Raw genomic sequence first — 15960 nt, 5'->3', positions numbered from 1 at the left:
CATGGTTTGCGTAAGGATGGCACCGAGTTTCCGGTGGAGATCAGTCTCAGTCCGCTGGAGACTGCCGATGGGTTGCTGTTCTCTGCGGCGGTGCGTGATGTCAGCGATCGCAAGGCCGCTGAAGAGCGGTTTCGGGGTTTGTTGGAGGCGGCTCCGGATGCCATGGTGATCGTGGATGATGCGGGGGATATCGCTCTGGTCAATGCGCAGACGGAGGCGCTGTTCGGCTATGGGCGTGATGAACTGCTGGGGCGTCCTGTGGAGATGTTGGTGCCTGGGCGGTTCCGGGCTCAGCATGCTCGCCATCGGGATGGTTATGCGGCCAATCGGCAGGTCCGTCCGATGGGTGCTGGGCTGGAGTTGCATGGTTTGCGTAAGGATGGCACCGAGTTTCCGGTGGAGATCAGTCTCAGTCCGCTGGAGACTGCCGATGGGTTGCTGTTCTCTGCGGCGGTGCGTGATGTCAGCGACCGTAAAGCCGCCGAAGCACGCATCAACGAGCTCGCCGCGCTGGTCGAGTCCTCCCAGGACGCCATTCTCGCCAAGACCCTCGACGGGCGCATCACCTATTGGAACGCCGCCGCGCAGCGGCTTTACGGCTACACGGCCGCCGAAGCCCTCGGTCGACACGTGGCCATGCTCGCCCCGCCCGAGCACCGAAATGAGATCACCGCGCTCTTGGAGCGGCTGGGCAGCGGCGAAAAGGTCGAGCACTTCGAGACGCTGCGGGTCACCCGGTCCGGCCGGCTGATCGACGTGGACGTGACGCTGTGGCCGACCCGCACCTCCGACGGCGCCGTCACTGGCGCCTGCGCCATCGTCCGCGACATCGGCGACCGAAAACAGGCCGAGGCGGAACTGACGGCCCTGTACGAGCAACAACGGCACATCGCCCTCACCCTGCAACGCAGTCTGATGGGGACCCCGCCCGCCATCGAGGGCCTGGCCACTGCGAGCCGCTACCTGCCCGCTACCCAGGGCGCCGGGGTGGGTGGCGACTGGTTTGACCTCATACCGCTGGGTGCCGGCCGCGTCGGCGTCCTGATCGGCGACGTGATGGGCCGCGGCCTGGAGGCGGCCGCCGTCATGGGGCAGCTTCGCTCCGCCGCCCACGCCCTGGCCAAGACCGGCATGGAACCCCACCAGCTCATGCAGGCCCTGGACGCGGCCGTCACCGACCTTGACCTTCCCGACCAGCTGGTCACGTGCTGCTACCTCGTCATCGCTCCCGACACCGGTGACGTCACAGTCTGTTCGGCCGGGCACCTGCCCGCCCTCCTCGCCGTCCCCGGCCGCCCCATCCGCGTTCTTCCCGCTCCGGTGAGTGCCCCTCTGGGCGTCGGCGGCATCCCGCACCAGCAGGTCCGCCGGGCCGTGCCGCCCGGCGCCACCCTCCTGCTCTACACCGACGGCCTCGTCGAAACCCCCGGCAGCGACATCGAAGCCCAGCTCACTGAACTGATGACCGCTCTCGACGACGCCTTCAGCACCACCGGCAGCCTGGAAGCCGTGGCCGACCACGTCCTCGCCGCGCTGCTGCCCGACACCGAGGGCCACAACGACGATGTGACCCTCCTCCTGACCCAGCTTCCCGCCGCCCCGCTGGCCACCGTCACCACCGACCTACCCGCCGTGCCCTCCTCCGTCGGCGAGGCCCGCGCCTTCCTCACCAAGGCCCTCGCCTCCTGGGACTGCGCCCACAAAGCGGACGACGCACGCCTGCTGCTCTCCGAAATCCTCACCAACTCCGTCCAGCACGCGCGAGGCCCACTCGGTCTCCGGCTACGCCGCACCGCCGCCGAACTGACCGTAGAAATCAGCGACCACAGTCCCCAGCTGCCCCACCCCCGCCTTGCCGCGACCGACGAGGAGTCCGGACGGGGCCTCATCCTCGTCGACACCGTCTCCGAGAGCTGGGGAGTCAGGCCCAGCAGTACGGGGAAGACCACCTGGTTCACCCTCCTACTGTGAACGGCTTCCTACACAGCCGTCGCTGACCCACCTCACCTCGTCGCTGCGGCCTCGATCGGGGCCGCCACGCTCCCGTTGTCGCAGCGATCATGGCTACTGTCTGCGCGCCGGGGAGGCCGCCGGCCCGGCCGGGGGGCTACAACTTCGTGACGGCAGCTCCACTTCGCCACTGGGCCAGAGCACGCTGAGTCATCTCGGCGTCGGGGTGATCCGGGCCGAGCACTCGCTCGAGATCTGGCACCAGTCGAGCCAGGGTGTCAGGGTGGTCGGAATCGAGCACTCGCTCGCGAGCAGCCAGCAGGTCGGCGAAGGGGGCAGCCGCTCCAGCTGCGTCGACCGCTTGGGCCTGCCGGTAGCCGAGGCTCTGTCGGGCGCGCCGGGTGTCGGGTGGTCGTGGCCCAGCGCCTGCTCGCGATGGACCAGTAGCTCGGCGCATGCGGTCGTGGCCCCGACGGCGTCTCCCGCTTGCTCCGTAGCCGAGGTGTCACCTGAATACGCAGGGAATCGAGGTGGTCCGGGCCCAGAAAGCAAGGTTGTGCCGGGTGGCCGGCGTGTCGGGGTGGTCGGGTCCCAGCGCCGACAGGCTGTCATCCGCTCCGGTCAGGCGTTGGCGTCCCGGAGGCCGACCGCGTCGTGCTGCCAGAACAGCTCCGAGTAGACCAGCGTTCCCGTCATCCACGCCTCGTGCGCCGGAAGTCTGAGCGCCTGGAAGGCGGCGTCGGGGATGCGCAGGGACGGCTTGCGGAAATGCAGCTCTGCGCCGGGCACGAACCCGAAGCGCGTGTAGTGGGCAGGGTCCCCTTCCAGGAAGACAAGCGGCACCACCCGTTGGGCGAGGATCCGCAGACCTCCCTGGACCAGGGCTGGGCCGATGCCCTGTCTCTGGTGACCGGGCATCACGGCCAGCGGGCTGAGCACCTGCAGACGCGTCTGTTCGCCGTCATTCAATGGAGGCGTTTGACAGCGAACCCAGTCGTTCAGGCTCCCTTGTCAGCGAACCTGGTTGATCTTGGGCCCGATGCCTTTGATCCTGGTCGGAGTTCCGTCCGGGGCGAACGAGTGGTGGAAGGTGAAGGCGTGCGGCGCGGAGCCGTGGTCGTGGAGGTACTCCAGCCTGGAAACCCCGTCCTGCCAGGTGGGTATCACGTCGCCGGAGACCCACCAGAACACGTAACCCGGGTGTCCTGTCCTCTCGAACCAGTCGTAACGCCTGTTCAGCGCCTCACGGTGCAGGCCGGTATAGATGGCGTCGAAGGCGGGGCGCAGGTCGGTCCAGAGCGAGAGGGACGCGGCCAGGGCGGTGGTTTCCACCGTACGGCCCTTGCCGTACCAGGTCGGTACGGCGAACTCTCCCCATGCACCCCAGTCCGTCTCGAAGTGTGAGCCTCGGTCACCGTCTGCCGCTTCAGCACGCGCGAGGTATCCGGGGTACTGACTGATCTTCCGGTAGACGGCCTCACCACTGTCGTAGAACTCGCGCGTGAGAGGTGCGGGATCGGCGAGAGGTGACTTCAGGACGCCGAATGTGTACAGAGCAAGATGGGGCATGCTTCTCTCCCTGGTTGGGGGTGCCTGGTGTGGACCCGCAGGTGGCTCAGCCCGAAGGAACTCCCGTGCGGCCGTGGGCGATCGCCGAAGACCAGGTGAAGGTAGCTGCCTCTGCGGGCGATGTCGACGTTGCGTTTTCGCTGTCCAAGTGGCCTCTTGCACCGGTCATTGCGGGGGCTGGGGCGGTGACGGGCGAATGCACCACCTGGTCCCGGCGACGCGAATCAGCGCGGCCAGGGCCAGGGCCACCTGGCCCGGTCACCAGCATCGGCAAAAGGGCAAGTTCGCCGGTTGCGGGTTTGCGGCGGATCAGCAGGAACCGGTTCTCGTCGGCTCCGGTCTGCAACCGCGCCCAGTCGTAGCGGCGCGGGCCCTTCGCTCCGGCGCCGGCACTCTGCCGGTACCAGGTGTCCCGGGCGGTGAGGCGGCCACGGTGGCGGCCTGGACCACCGTGCGGTTCTGGTTGATCCGCACGTTGGTGGTGCAGACGACTGCCAGGACGTAGCCGATTCCGCGTGCCTCAAGGGCGGACCGAAGCTGTGGGCCCTGGCCGTATACCGCGTCGCCGGTCACCCAGTTGGATGAGCACCCGGCGTCCAGGGCGCTTCGATCATCTGCCAGGCCCGGCGGGGCTTGGTGGCGAACTCGACCCTCTTGGGAATCCCGGAGTCCGAGCGGCGATCGGGATCCTGGCACCAGGTGTGTTCGGGGAGGTAGAGCCGACGGTCAATCAGGGCCTGGCCCTGCGATTACACGTAGGCGAGAAACACCCCGACCTGGGCTTTTCCGATCGGACTGGCGGCGCCGGTGTACTGCCGTTGCACGTCGGCCGAACGCAGGCCCTTCTTCAGGAACCTACTCTCGTCCACGATCGACACGCCGCCCCCGCCGAGGTGGTCCAGCACGTAGGAGCGGACCTCGTCGTGCACGCCGTCGGCGTCCCAGCGTGCGCTTCGCAGCAGCCTCAGCCTCGCGCCGGGGCGGGCATGGCCAGCCTCTTCGGCCGGCTGCCGGCAGTTCTTGCGTTCGACGCCGGACAGCAGTCCGAGGATGAACGCCCGTGCCGTCGCCCGCGGTTCCACTCGGCGAAACCGGCCCGCGATGCGGGCCATGGCCTGGTCGGACATCGCCTGCCGGCGGGCCGCGCCTATGCTGAGGCCCGCGGCCATCGCGCGATGTTCAGGAGTCCACACAACCTCTGGTGATCAAGCGTTGGTCGTTCCCTCGTACTCACTCGGGCCCAGCGCAAAATCGCGAGAGCCGACCGGATGGGGAGGACGGGCTCTCGCCCGAGGCGGCTGATCCACCTGTCAATCCCTTTGCGCGACCGAGCAGGTCGCCCCTAGCGTGCAAGCGCATAGATACCGTGCGCCGGGGCAGCGCGCCACACGAATGAGGAGCAACCGCCGTGGGAACCATGGTCTCGGTCAGGGGCTGGCTGCAGTGTGACGACGGACAGCTGGCCCAGATCAAGGAGATCGTGGAAGCAGACGATCCGGAGCGCACCTACAGCGGGGGCTGGGCCTTTCCCGCTCGGCAGTACAACGGCGCCAGGTGGGCCTTCTACGGGGGCTACATCCGCGCGGTGTCCCTCGACTGGTTCGAGGAGAGGTTGCGTCAGATCGCCCAGATCCCGGCCCCCTACCCGGATGACGAGTACGACGAGAGGCCCCGGGGGCTGTTTCTGGTCAGCTACGACGTCGACGGCCTGAGCGAGTGGAGGGTCCAGAACGGCGGCCTGGTGATCGGCCTCCCGGATGGGGATTACCACTACCTCGACGCCTAGTACTCCAGCGCGGTTTCGTAATCCCCCAGCGCGTTGTGGCCGAGCACAGCAATTAGCCGAGTATCCAGGGGAGCCAGGCGGTCTCGGTGCTGGCGCGATCAGCTGGCGGCAGGGAGCTGGCGGGCGAAGCGGCGGACGGCATCAGTGAAGGCGTCTGGGTCGTCGAAGTTCGCGAGATGTCTTGCTCTCGGGATCAGCTCGATCCGAGCGTAGGGATGCGCGCGGGCGAAGTCCGCCTCGCCGGCCCGGAAGACGGTGTCCTTTTCGCCGTTGAGGATCAGTACCGGAGCCTCCACAAAACGCATCGCGCCCGCATCGAAGCGTCCCAGTACCTCGTCCCAGGCTGCGGGCAGGGTATGGAAGGCGTAGCCGGAATGGATGGTCGCCTCCACCACTTCCGGCAGATAGAGCCGCCGCAGCAGCCAGTCGTTCCACTGGGCCAGCCGATCTGCCGGAATACGGGGAACCAGCTTGGCGACCCATCGGTATGGCGCTGCCCAGAGGCCGCGGGTGGATGCGCTGGCTCCCGCGAGGATCAGCCCGCGCAGTCTTTCTGGACGACGTCGCGCGAACTCCAGCGAGGCGTATCCGCCGAGCGAGTGCCCGACGACCAGAGCTGGCCCACGGTCGAGCGAGTCCACCGCGGAAGCGATGATCTCGGTCGCGCTGCTCAGGCTCCAGGGTTGAGCCGAGCGCTTCCCATGGCCGGGCAGGTCGACGGCGACTACCGGGAATTCGTCCCGGAGTGCAGCAAGCTGCACGCTCCACTGTCCCGCGCTCAAGCGCGTCCCGTGAACGAAGACGATGCCCACTGCATCCGCTGCCGTCATCAGTTCCCCCAGGTTCTGCGGTCCAGCCGACTCTACCGGCGCGGTCTCGACCACGATCAAGGGAGATGCTGAAAGGTGCTCTAACGGCCAACAGGGTCGCTCAGTCGGATGAGTTCATCGGCAGATCGTCGTCGGTAGTGGCTGCCCCGGGCTGTTGCCTGGTGGTGTCTGTGCCAGATCGACCAGTGCAGCAGCCTGGTCGTGGACGTGGCCGGCGAGTTGAGGGCGACGGGGAGTAGGTGGCGGATCTCCGGGACGGTCAGTGTGATCGGGTCGCTGCTGCGGGTGGGGTGGTGCGGATCGGTAGGTCGGTCGGGGGCTGCGCCGGCGGCGACAGCGGTCAGGAAGGCCAGGGCGAGCATGGCGAGCGTGATGTGCGGTGCCATGAGATCCACTGCCTGACCTGGTAGTGGTCGAGGCCGACCTGGCCCTTGGCGGTCTGGAAGCGTTCCTCCACGCTCCAGCGGACACCGGCCACGCGGACCAGCTCCGCCAGCGCCACCTTGGTGGGCGGCCAGCACAGGTAGAAGGCGAGTTCACCGGTGGTCCGATTGCGGCGGATGAGCAGGTGGCGGTGGTCGCCGGTGCCGATACGGATCCAGGCCCAGTAGTAGTAGCGCGGCCCTTTCGCGCCGGGTCCGGCGCTGTACCGCTGCCAGGCCACGGCGGGCAGGCGGCCGGTGAGGGCACCGGCGCGGATGGAGGTGCGGCCCTGGTTGATCCGGACCCGGGTGGGGCAGGTGACGGCCATTACGTAGCCGATACCGCGTGCCTCCAGAGCGGTCCGCAGGTGCGGGTCCTGGCCGTGGGCTTCGTCGCCGGTCACCCAGGACGCACTGATGCCGGCGTCCAGCGCGGCCTCGATCATCTCCGCCGCCGGGCGGGGCTTGGTCGCGAATTGCACGGTCTCGGGTATCCCGGCCGCATGGCGGCGTTCGGGATCGTTGCACCAGGCGGATAACCCCCCCTCTGCACCAGGTGGAGGATGGCGTCCCGCCGGGTGGTGTAGCCGATCAAGGCGCCGGAATCCGCAGGTCGGGGACGGTGACTCCGCCAGGCGAGTGCTCAACTCGCCTCAGCAGGGCGCCTCGTGGACTGCTGCCTTTCCGGAGATCCTCAGGGGCCTTGTACCGGAACGTGTATCGCTTGATCCCCTACACCACGACGCGGGACACGACCCACCACGCTCGCAGTCTTCACCACCAGCCGGTCAGCGACGTGGAACCCGCCATGTCCACCCAGACCGATGGCATCGGCGTATCACGCTCCCGCCCGGAAATGCCGCACTCCTTCGCGGGACTCCCACGCTGCAGACGCCGCGTGTCAGCGGGTCAGCGAGTTCCGTCGGGCCGGCCGTGCCGAAAGCCGCCATCGCGGCACACCCGCCGACCTCGTCCGACCGTGTCGAGGCCGAGTTGGCCGGTTCAGTTGCCCCGCACGGCGAAGTCGTCGCTCCAGCGGGCGAGGCGTCGAAGTCGTCCAGGGTGAGGCCGAGAGCGCGTGGCCGCGCCATGCGCGCCAACCTCACCGGCGGCGCCCGCCTGCGACAACTCCCGAGCGTCAGGCGCCGGTCGGCACGGCTGACACTGTGTCGGAGCGCTCCAGCCGTTTGATCATCCGTCGCAGGATCAGCAGCGGCACGATCCCGACGACGCCGAAGGCCATGTCGACGGGCATCCACCACAGCGGCAGACCGCGGAGCGGGATGCAGATCGCCGCGAGCGGGATGATCCCGACGCACGCGATCATGGCCCACTCCACGATCCAGATGTTCCGCACCGGATCGCGCCAGACACCGTAGAAGGCGACGGCGATCACCAGGTGCGCGAAGGCGAGCCAGTCCGTGCCGTACAGCATGAACGGGTACTTCGCGTCGGTGGCGTCCAGTCCCTCCCGAACCTGGGAGATCCAGTCACCGACGGCTCCCGGCAGACCCCAGCCGTCCAGCCACCGCACCTCGTGCACGAGCGGGAACGCGGTAGCGCCGCTCAGCACCAGACACACGACGAAGATGACAAGCCATGCGCGTATGCGCTGTTCAAGGGCTCTTCGGTCCTCCATGGTACGGAGCGTACGCGGGCACACCACAGCCCCGGACACGGGGGTCTTCCGGCGCAGCGGCGGTGTGCGTGCTGGGAGTGTCCTCCGTCGTGGGGGTCCATGCCCGCTGCTCGACGGGAACGCAGCGACGTGCCTTCATCGAGGCCGGAGATGGTGGCCGAGGGCTACGAGAACCGTAACGAGGACGTCGCCCGGCTCTCCCCGCTCAAGCACCGCAACCTCAACATGCTCGGCCGCCACAGCTTCACCGCGTCCGTCCCGCGCGAAGGACTGGGGCCCTTGCGCGACCCGGACGCGGTCGAGCTGGACGGTGATGACGACGGTGGCGAGGACGCGTAGTTGTCGTCGGTCCGCCTGCCGTGTCTTCAGCGCCCCCCGCGGCCGAGCGCGGCGACCTCGCGTACGGCCTCGGCGATGGCAGGGAAGTCCTTCTTGAGGATCGCACCGTGGTTGCTGGCGACCTTCGCGCCGATCTGGATGTTCGGGTTGCGCGCGGTCACCGCATCGAGGCTGGTGCGTATCCGTTCCTGCTCATCACCGCGGCTTCCGAAGGACGTCCCTGAGGCAACCACATACCGAACCGGGACGGTGATGTTGTCCAGCACGGGACCCAGCTCGCGCTCGCGGGAGAGCCTGCCGAGCTCGATGTTGCTGCTCGCCTGCTGTTCGGCGGTCATCCGCGGAATCAGGCCCGTCGGGCGCAGCAGCGGCGTGAACCAGCCCATCCGCCGGAACAGCTTCCGGATCCGCTGCTCCATGGCCTCGTCGATCCAGTCGTATGGGAACGCGCCGTCGACCAGGACCGCCCCCAAGACACGCTCCGGATTCCGGCTGCCCCAGTGCGCACCGACGACCGCCCCGTAGGACCAGCCCACCACCAGCGCCCGGTCCACACCCCTGGCCGCGAGAACGGCATCGACATCCCGGACGGCGGCCTCGAAGGAATAGTCCGCCGAACGCTTCGACTTCTTGCCACGAGCCCGTTCGTCGTAGGTGATGTGCCGCCACCCCGCCCCCAGTTCAGCGACGACCCGCCGCCAGTACCCCTGAGTGGCGAATTGGCCATTGAGGTAGACCACAGGGATACCGGGACCGCCGGTGTCGGTGACGGCCAGGGCCGTATCGTCGACCGCCACCATGCCGGTCCACTTCGAACTGGTCGAGGAAGTGCTGTTCTTCGTCATGTGTTCCACCTGGTCGCGTGAGGTGTCTTGTACTGCTTCTCCAGGGCCTGCACGTGGATCGCAGGCCCCTCGGGATGGACGGCCGGGCCGTCGGCGACGGCCAACAGGATCTCGATCGTGGTGGGTTCGGCCGGATGTTCCTGGTTCTGCTTCTTTAGAGGCTGCGAGCGGTGATGTCGCCGTGAGAGGTGGTGGCGCGGATGTCGAGTTCGGGGGTGCCATCGTTCTTTAGGGCGTTGCTGATGCGGCCGTGGCCGGTGCCGGCGTCCAGGACGGCCGAGACGCCGGCAGCGGCCACGACCGAAATGTCGCCGGACTGGGTGCGGAGCACGACCGTGCCGCGCACGGCCTCGGTGATGCGAATGTCGCCCCTTGCGGTGCTGATCTCCGCGGGGCCGTTGAGCCGGCCGACCTCGACGTCGCCGTCGATGGCAGTCAGACGGATGCTCGAGGCCTCGTCGATCTTGATCTGGCGATACGCGCCTTCGAAGGCGACGTCGCCAAGGCGGCCGACGCCGCGGAGCTCGGAACCGGCGGCCTTGGCCTCGACGCGGGAGCCGACGGGCAACTGGACGGTGACCTCCAGGGAGCCGGAGGAGCCGAAGAGCTGGCTCTTGGGCTCGGGAGTGAGGATCCGCAGGACGCCATCGGCGTAGATGACGGTGGTCTGCTCGGCGGTCTGGACGTCGCGGCTCTTGGACGGGTTGGCGGGCAGGACCTCGACGGTGGTGTCGGCGCGGTCGGCGGCGATGAACTGAATGCGTCCGGCGGGGATGCCCAGGACGGCGGAGATCGGGGCGGGGGTGTCGAACTTCTGCATCGTGCTCTCCTGTGGTCGCTCGCTCTTTCCGATGACAGAAACGCTACGTTGCATTCTTAGATGCGGCAACATACTCGTTGCGCTGCGTACGCATTCATGCAGCTCAGAGCAGCAAGACTGTTGCAACGGTCGTGAGGGTAACGCAACGGCGATTACTCAGCCGTTGCAATGGGCGAGAAGTGAACGCTACTAGTGCGGGGAGCAGGGGCCATCGCGAGGGATCACGAGGGAGATCGCGAGCCGGAAGGCGGGCGGGGTCCGCCGTTGGCGCGGGCGTGGTGGCACGGCGGCTTCTTACGTGGACGAGGGAGGACGCTGACACCGTTGTATGTGCGGATCGCGGCTGGGTTGGCGGGCGTGTCGGGGGGGGCGCGGTGTTGGCAGCCCGATGGGTCGATTTCGAGTCGCGGCCGCGGCAGTGCGGGTTTTCGCTGAGCGGCTGTTTGTGCTGGGCGTGTTCGGGTGCCGGCTGTGGAGATGTGAGCGAGGCCTGGGAAAAGACGTTGCAGCCCGGCTATCGGCCCGGTGATCATCGCCATCGATGGGGCCGCATCGGCCTCAGTCTTGATCCGCCCTATGACCAGCCGTGGAGAACCATGGAGATCACCTCGTTGGTACCGGTCACCAGCGGTCGGCTTGTGCTGAGGCAGTTCGATCCTGAGGACCTCGAGGACTTGTACGCCTACCAGGGTCTTTCGAGCGTCGCGAGGTACCTCTATCGGCGCCCGCACACGCGAGAGGACTGCGAGAAGGTCATAGCCGAGCGCGTGTCGAGTACTACCTGGGTCAAAGACGGGGACAAGGTGGCGCTGGCCATCTGCCGACACGAACAGCGGCGGGTCATGGGCGAGGTCACCCTCACGCTTGCGAGTGCTCACGCACGTCAGGCGGAGATCGGGTGGATGCTCAACCCCGAGTACGAGAAGCGTGGCTATGCCACTGAAGCAGCCCGGGCTGTGGCCGCATTGGCTTTCGACGTGCTCGGTGTGCATCGCCTGTTCGCCCGGCTCGATGCTGAGAACACCGACTCGGTCAGGGTGTGTGAGCGGCTGGGCATGCGGCGGGAGGCTTACCTTGTTGAGAACGATCTCGATGGGGAACGCTGGGGCAGCGAGTACATTTACGCGGCACTGGCCCACGATCTAAAGCGATAGCAGCGGCAGACGTTCACCGCTGAGCTGGTCCAATCAGATCGCGGACGCCGGACGCCGGACGGCGCTCCGCGCTCGGCGCTCGGCGCTCGGCACGAGAGCTCTGGGCCTACCTCGGCGTAACACCTGGCAAGCGCGCCGAGGAACTGCACCGGAGCCTGCCCGGGGAGCACCGCCGCCCGAACGCCGGTGCGTTCGGGTTGGTCGTGACCACCACCCTGCTGGGGCTGGGCCGCAGTAGCGGGCCCGCCCCGGGGCCGCGGCCGCCCACGATGCCTGTCTGGCCGCCTTCGGCCCGACCACCGCCGCACCTGCCCAGGCCCGGGCGCCGTTCGACCGCATCGACGGCGCTTGACCGGGCGCGCAACGCCACCAGCCACCGGTTTGCGTACCACATCGTTGAGACCGGCGGGTGCAGGCGGACAACGACGAACCGATGCCGTCCATGCACTCCTTCCGTCCCAAGCGCGCAGGGCCTCGCCTTTACTCCGACGCTCCGGAGCAGAACACGTCCTGCGCAGAACCCGGCCCACAGTGCCGCGCGTATCCGCAGCGGCCGTCACCGACGCGGCGCCGGCCTGGGCTGCTTCCCGCTGCTTCTCCCGGAGCGCGGCCTGGTGCCCCTGCCCGGAGTGCGGCTATACGCGGAGCACCCCTGGGCATCGGACGTCGTCGGCCGCTCTACCCAAGGGCCCCTCACGCGTCGGCATGGAGAGCGCCGGCGGACAGGTCTTTGAACTGGTCGACTGCCGGCGCAGCCGCGTCGTGGCCATCGGGGAGGGCTGTGGCCCGGTCTGCCTTCTTGTGGTGCTCCAGCACACCGAAGAGACAGGCCAGGAAGCCGCTGATCAACCCGGAGACGGCGTGATTGACAGCGTTCGTTGTGCTGGTGGCAGGCATGCCGACGACAACGTAGTTGGCCAACGCGCTCATCACCGCGCCGACCAGTCCACCAATGAGGCTGCTGATCAGGGCCCCGCGGACGATGAAGGACGGTGCAACCGCGCGCTGTACTCCTGTGGTGGAGGTGGTGCCTGCCGGCCCGGCAGCGGTGGTGGCGGTTGGCCTGTGGGACCGACCAGTGGCCACGTCATGGGGGGCCGTGAGCAGGCCGGGGCCGTGCTTGCCGGACTCTTTCGAGAGTGTTCGCGTCAGCTTGAAAGCCTGGCGTGTGGTTCGCCGCGACTGCTTCGTCTCAGGCTCTCGCGTGTGGGCAGCCGGGGTCATTCTGTCCTCTGAGGGACGAAGTTGAGGTTCCATACTTCGGGTATGTGCCGTCTCGGGAGTCTTGTCACCTCTGCTACTCCGATTGGTCCTGCACAGCGCCGACGGTCAGGCCCTCATCCCGCTGACCGTCGGGGTGGTGAGATGCGGCAGCCGTGGGATCGACTTGTGCTTGCGGCACAAGCGCCTGGAACCAGCACCCCCGGCCGGGTCGGCAGGCGCCCCACCGCCGCCGGCCGTCCGTCAGCCCGCGCCCAGGATCGGGAGGAGCAGGCGAGAGGGGTGCTGATCGCCGGTGTGCACCCGGCAGCGGCCGGTGGAGATGGCATCCCATTGCCGGGTTTCGCCGCCTTCCCACTGGCCGGGCACCGACCAGGACTGGATGACGAGGCGAAGGGTTTCTCCGGCGCGCAATGTGGTGCCGGAGGGCATGAGCGCGATGTTGGCCTCGACGATCTGCCCTGGGGACAACGGAGCGTTGTCGGTCAGGGACAGCACGGGTCGCCAGGCGGTCGATCGCTCCGGGTTGAGTTGCCGTTTGGATGCGCGCAGCCAGCCGCGCGTCACGGGGCCGTTGGCGTTTCCTCCGGAGGCGCCGAAGAAGTAGATCTTGTCGCCGTGGCGGTCGAGCTTTTCTACGCCGACGAACAGGTCGACGTCGTCGGTCTCCTCAGCCTCGATGAACAGGGTGAGCGCCATGTGTCCGACCAGGTCGGTGTCCTTGGTGAAGGTGTAGTCGAAGACGGCCCGGTTGCTCGGATCGGCCGCAGGCGTGGGGGCGAAAACCGTCGAGGCGCGCGTTGCCGGCGGTTCACGCTGTAGCGTGCCCGGGCCGGCGTCGAGGTAGAAGGAGTCGTACCTGGTGCCTTCGACGGGCCAGGTCCGGGCGTGGATGACCTTGTGGTCGAAGCGGTCGGTGTGCACTTCCAGGCGAACGGGCGGTACGCCGTCCATGGCGTGCTCATCGCCTTTGAGGAAGCGGTCGAAGAAGCGCTTCTGCAGGTCGAGTTCATCCCTTCCGTAGTAGGCTTCCCACTTTTGGCGGCGGTGGCTGTAGAGCCACTTGTGCTCGCTGCGCAGACGCGTGAAGGCGTCGAAGGTGTCCCAGCTGTGCAGCTCCTGATCGGAGAAGCTGGCGCACACCAGCGCGGGGACGCTGATCGCGGAGGTGTCGAACTTCCAGTCGGCGATGTAAGGCTCCGGGCCTTTGGCGGCAGGGTTGAGGTTCGGCTGGAGCCACTTCGACTCCATCCAGTCGACGAAGGCCGTCTCCGGGATCCCGCCGTAGCCACCGCCTGGACCGGTTTCGTTGATCCCCTCCCAGGGGATGATCGCTTTCAGCTGGGGTGGTGCCGGGGCTTTGGCTGCGATCCACTGCGTCGTGCACAGTGCGGACACACCGCTCATGCCCACGTTGCCGGTGCTCCAGGGCTGCTGTCCGAGCCACGCCATCACGTCCCACCACCGGGATTCGGGGCCTTGGGCGGCGGACGGGTTGGACTCGGACTTTCCCCTCCCGGGCAGGTCGACCAGCACGACGGCGTAGCCATGCGGCACCCAGAAACCGGGATCGGGGGCTTCGAAGGGGGTGTGATCGCAGAATTCGACACGCCCAAGGTAGAAGCCACCGCCTCCGGGAACCGAGCCCTCGGGGGCGTCTTTGAAGAAGGTGATCTGGTCGAACCGGTCCTTGCCGTACGGAGTAGCCGTCGTGATCACCGGGGCCGGTGGGCCTGATTCCGCTCGGTAGACAGTGGCTGCGAGGCGGATTTCGTCGCGCATCGGAATCCGGACCTCCTCGACGAGGACGCCGGGGGGAAGAGGATGGGTGACGACGTCGAAAGGGTGCTCTTCCAGGTAGTGCTTCTCACCTTCCGGGGGCAGCGAAGGACGCGGCGGTCCCTGTCTGATCGGTGAACGATCCGCCATCGTGTCCTCCTCCGTGATGGAGTCTCGTCAGTCCAGCTCGGGTCGGCCCAGCCAGGAGACGAAGAGCCCGTCGGGGTCGTAGACGGCCCTGATCTGGTCGAGGCGGCGAAGATGGTCGTCGGTGACGAAACGTCGCGGCCGATTGACGAGGTTTTCGTCGGCCAGTTGAATTCCGGTCGCCAGGTGCTCCAAGGTGCGCATGCGCTCGGTCACCCAGCTTCGGTTTTTCTCGTCGTCAGCCGCACGCTCCCAGGCGGCATAGACGGCGATGTACAGCTCGTCCTCGATCGAGTACGCCATCGAGGGCCGCTGGGGATGGACCTTCCAGGGAAACCACACCATGTGTGACGGGGCGGATGGGAAGGTCTCCTGGATGGCCCGCAGAGCGGGCAGCAGATCATCGAAACTCGCGTGGGTCCACATGTTGTCTGCGATAAAGCGCATCCCCGGCGGGTAGTGGGCCTCGCTGCCGACCCTGGTGAGCTCAGCCGTCGTCGTTGCTTGGTTCACCTCGGCGACGAGCGCCCGTCCCCGCACGGGGCAGGTCTCGAAGACTGCCAGCGCTTCACTCGCCTGCGCCTCACTGTCGGTGAATGCCGTCGCGCTCACCGAGATGACCGGTCCCCGAGTGCTTGCCGTCTCGTCCCGGTACATCATGTTCCACAACTCGATCTCGGCGGGCAGCGCGGGTTCGATCGACCGCGACCAGCGCAGGTACTCCTCCCACGCCTCGGGAGGATAGACGTAGAAACTGTTGCGGGTGACCCGCTGCAGCGGGTACAGCCTGATGTGAAAGCGCGTCACCACGCCGAAGAATCCCGGTCCGGCTCCGCGAGCTGCCCACAGCAGATCAGGATGATGATCCGCATCAGCGAAGACGACGTCGCCGGCCGCCGTCACCACCTCGATTCCGGTGACGCTCATACACGACGGCCCGAACTCACGTCCGCGCCAGCCGAACCCTCCCTGAAGCAGGTACCCGCCGATACACACGGTCTGGCAGTGGCCGACGGGAAAGAACAGACCACGCTCGGCCAGCGCCGAGGCCAGTTCGGAACCGCGCAGACCTGGCTGCGCAGTCGCCGTCATCTCCTCGGCGTCGACCGACGCCTCCCTGAGTGGGGAGACGTCCAGCAGCAGGATCCCATCACGCAGATGCGATCCCGCCCAACTGTGCCCCCCTGATCGCACCGCCATCTGCAGGCCCTCGTCCCGGGCAAGCCGCACGGCCGCCACCACATCGTCCGTGCTGCTCGCCCGGACGATCGCCGCGGGAAACCGGTCCGGCGTCCCCGCGTGCCAGGTGGCCGCCTGACGGGCCGCCTCGTACCCCGGATCGCTCCTGCGGAGAACGCGTCCTCCGAGGCGGTGCGGCACTGCAGCCCTCCGAACTCAGACCTGTCCGGCAATCACAGATCCACCTATATCGGACTGTATGTAATGAATCCGCTTGCGA

At 67.6% G+C, this 15960-nt stretch carries 15 protein-coding genes and 1 pseudogene; 4 read left to right on the top strand and 12 right to left on the bottom strand.

Annotated elements, in window-relative coordinates; genetic code table 11:
* Positions 1–1971, top strand: a 1971-nt coding sequence (locus ABZ876_RS13405) for a PAS domain S-box protein (RefSeq protein ID WP_361778878.1), incomplete at its 5' end; no start/stop codon positions are given.
* A 600-nt stretch (positions 1972–2571) separates the two neighbouring features.
* On the opposite strand, the gene ABZ876_RS13400 is transcribed toward ABZ876_RS13405, so the two are convergent.
* From ABZ876_RS13400 to ABZ876_RS13390, 3 genes and pseudogenes are all read right to left on the bottom strand, one after another.
* Positions 2572–2919 carry an N-acetyltransferase gene (locus tag ABZ876_RS13400; protein ID WP_361778875.1) on the bottom strand — a complete coding sequence of 116 codons (348 nt, stop codon included), beginning with the start codon at positions 2917–2919 and terminating at the stop codon, positions 2572–2574.
* Positions 2920–2961: 42 nt separating this feature from the next.
* On the bottom strand, positions 2962–3519 hold the full coding sequence (locus ABZ876_RS13395; RefSeq protein WP_361778872.1) for a DUF3291 domain-containing protein: 558 nt from the start codon (positions 3517–3519) through the stop codon (positions 2962–2964).
* A gap of 569 nt (positions 3520–4088) precedes the next feature.
* Positions 4089–4631, bottom strand: a pseudogene (locus ABZ876_RS13390) (transposase).
* Between the two features lie 305 nt (positions 4632–4936).
* Between ABZ876_RS13390 and ABZ876_RS13385 the strand changes: the two are divergent.
* Positions 4937–5305 (top strand): hypothetical protein, encoded by a 369-nt coding sequence (locus tag ABZ876_RS13385; protein ID WP_361779064.1) that lies wholly within the window; start codon positions 4937–4939, stop codon positions 5303–5305.
* A gap of 98 nt (positions 5306–5403) precedes the next feature.
* Here ABZ876_RS13385 and ABZ876_RS13380 read toward each other — a convergent pair whose 3' ends face one another.
* The 4 genes from ABZ876_RS13380 to ABZ876_RS13365 all read right to left on the bottom strand — a co-directional run bounded on the left by ABZ876_RS13380 (position 5404) and on the right by ABZ876_RS13365 (position 8196).
* Positions 5404–6135, bottom strand: a complete 732-nt coding sequence (locus ABZ876_RS13380; RefSeq protein ID WP_361779061.1) for an alpha/beta hydrolase — start codon at positions 6133–6135, stop codon at positions 5404–5406.
* Positions 6136–6215: 80 nt separating this feature from the next.
* Positions 6216–6521 carry a hypothetical protein gene (locus ABZ876_RS13375; RefSeq protein ID WP_361778869.1) on the bottom strand — a complete coding sequence of 102 codons (306 nt, stop codon included), beginning with the start codon at positions 6519–6521 and terminating at the stop codon, positions 6216–6218.
* Positions 6476–7204 carry an IS701 family transposase gene (locus ABZ876_RS13370; protein WP_361778867.1) on the bottom strand — a complete coding sequence of 243 codons (729 nt, stop codon included), beginning with the start codon at positions 7202–7204 and terminating at the stop codon, positions 6476–6478. Before ABZ876_RS13370 ends, ABZ876_RS13375 begins: the two co-directional genes overlap by 46 nt.
* 491 nt (positions 7205–7695) lie before the next feature.
* Positions 7696–8196 carry a hypothetical protein gene (locus tag ABZ876_RS13365; protein WP_361778864.1) on the bottom strand — a complete coding sequence of 167 codons (501 nt, stop codon included), beginning with the start codon at positions 8194–8196 and terminating at the stop codon, positions 7696–7698.
* A 129-nt stretch (positions 8197–8325) separates the two neighbouring features.
* Here ABZ876_RS13365 and ABZ876_RS13360 point away from each other — a divergent pair, with 129 nt between their 5' ends.
* A complete protein-coding gene (locus ABZ876_RS13360; protein WP_361778861.1) occupies positions 8326–8535 on the top strand; it encodes a hypothetical protein in 210 nt (69 codons plus the stop codon).
* Positions 8536–8561: 26 nt separating this feature from the next.
* On the opposite strand, the gene ABZ876_RS13355 is transcribed toward ABZ876_RS13360, so the two are convergent.
* Positions 8562–9380 carry an alpha/beta hydrolase gene (locus ABZ876_RS13355; RefSeq protein ID WP_361778858.1) on the bottom strand — a complete coding sequence of 273 codons (819 nt, stop codon included), beginning with the start codon at positions 9378–9380 and terminating at the stop codon, positions 8562–8564.
* Positions 9381–9534: 154 nt separating this feature from the next.
* On the bottom strand, positions 9535–10200 hold the full coding sequence (locus ABZ876_RS13350) for a DUF4097 family beta strand repeat-containing protein (protein ID WP_361778855.1): 666 nt from the start codon (positions 10198–10200) through the stop codon (positions 9535–9537).
* A gap of 596 nt (positions 10201–10796) precedes the next feature.
* Here ABZ876_RS13350 and ABZ876_RS13345 point away from each other — a divergent pair.
* Positions 10797–11354 carry a GNAT family N-acetyltransferase gene (locus ABZ876_RS13345; RefSeq protein WP_361779059.1) on the top strand — a complete coding sequence of 186 codons (558 nt, stop codon included), beginning with the start codon at positions 10797–10799 and terminating at the stop codon, positions 11352–11354.
* A 693-nt stretch (positions 11355–12047) separates the two neighbouring features.
* Here the strand turns inward: ABZ876_RS13345 and ABZ876_RS13340 are convergent.
* From ABZ876_RS13340 to ABZ876_RS13330, 3 genes are all read right to left on the bottom strand, one after another.
* On the bottom strand, positions 12048–12578 hold the full coding sequence (locus ABZ876_RS13340) for a hypothetical protein (RefSeq protein ID WP_361778852.1): 531 nt from the start codon (positions 12576–12578) through the stop codon (positions 12048–12050).
* 240 nt (positions 12579–12818) lie between these two features.
* Positions 12819–14504, bottom strand: coding sequence for a CocE/NonD family hydrolase (locus ABZ876_RS13335; protein ID WP_361778849.1), 1686 nt, complete (start codon positions 14502–14504; stop codon positions 12819–12821).
* A gap of 27 nt (positions 14505–14531) precedes the next feature.
* A complete protein-coding gene (locus ABZ876_RS13330) occupies positions 14532–15881 on the bottom strand; it encodes an FAD-binding oxidoreductase (RefSeq protein ID WP_361778846.1) in 1350 nt (449 codons plus the stop codon).
* Positions 15882–15960: the final 79 nt, after the last annotated feature.

It is taken from the genome of Streptomyces sp. NPDC046931, from assembly GCF_040644655.1.
GTDB lineage: Bacteria > Actinomycetota > Actinomycetes > Streptomycetales > Streptomycetaceae > Streptomyces.
Note: the sequence above shows the minus strand (reverse complement) of the source record. Positions and strands in the feature narration are given on the sequence as shown.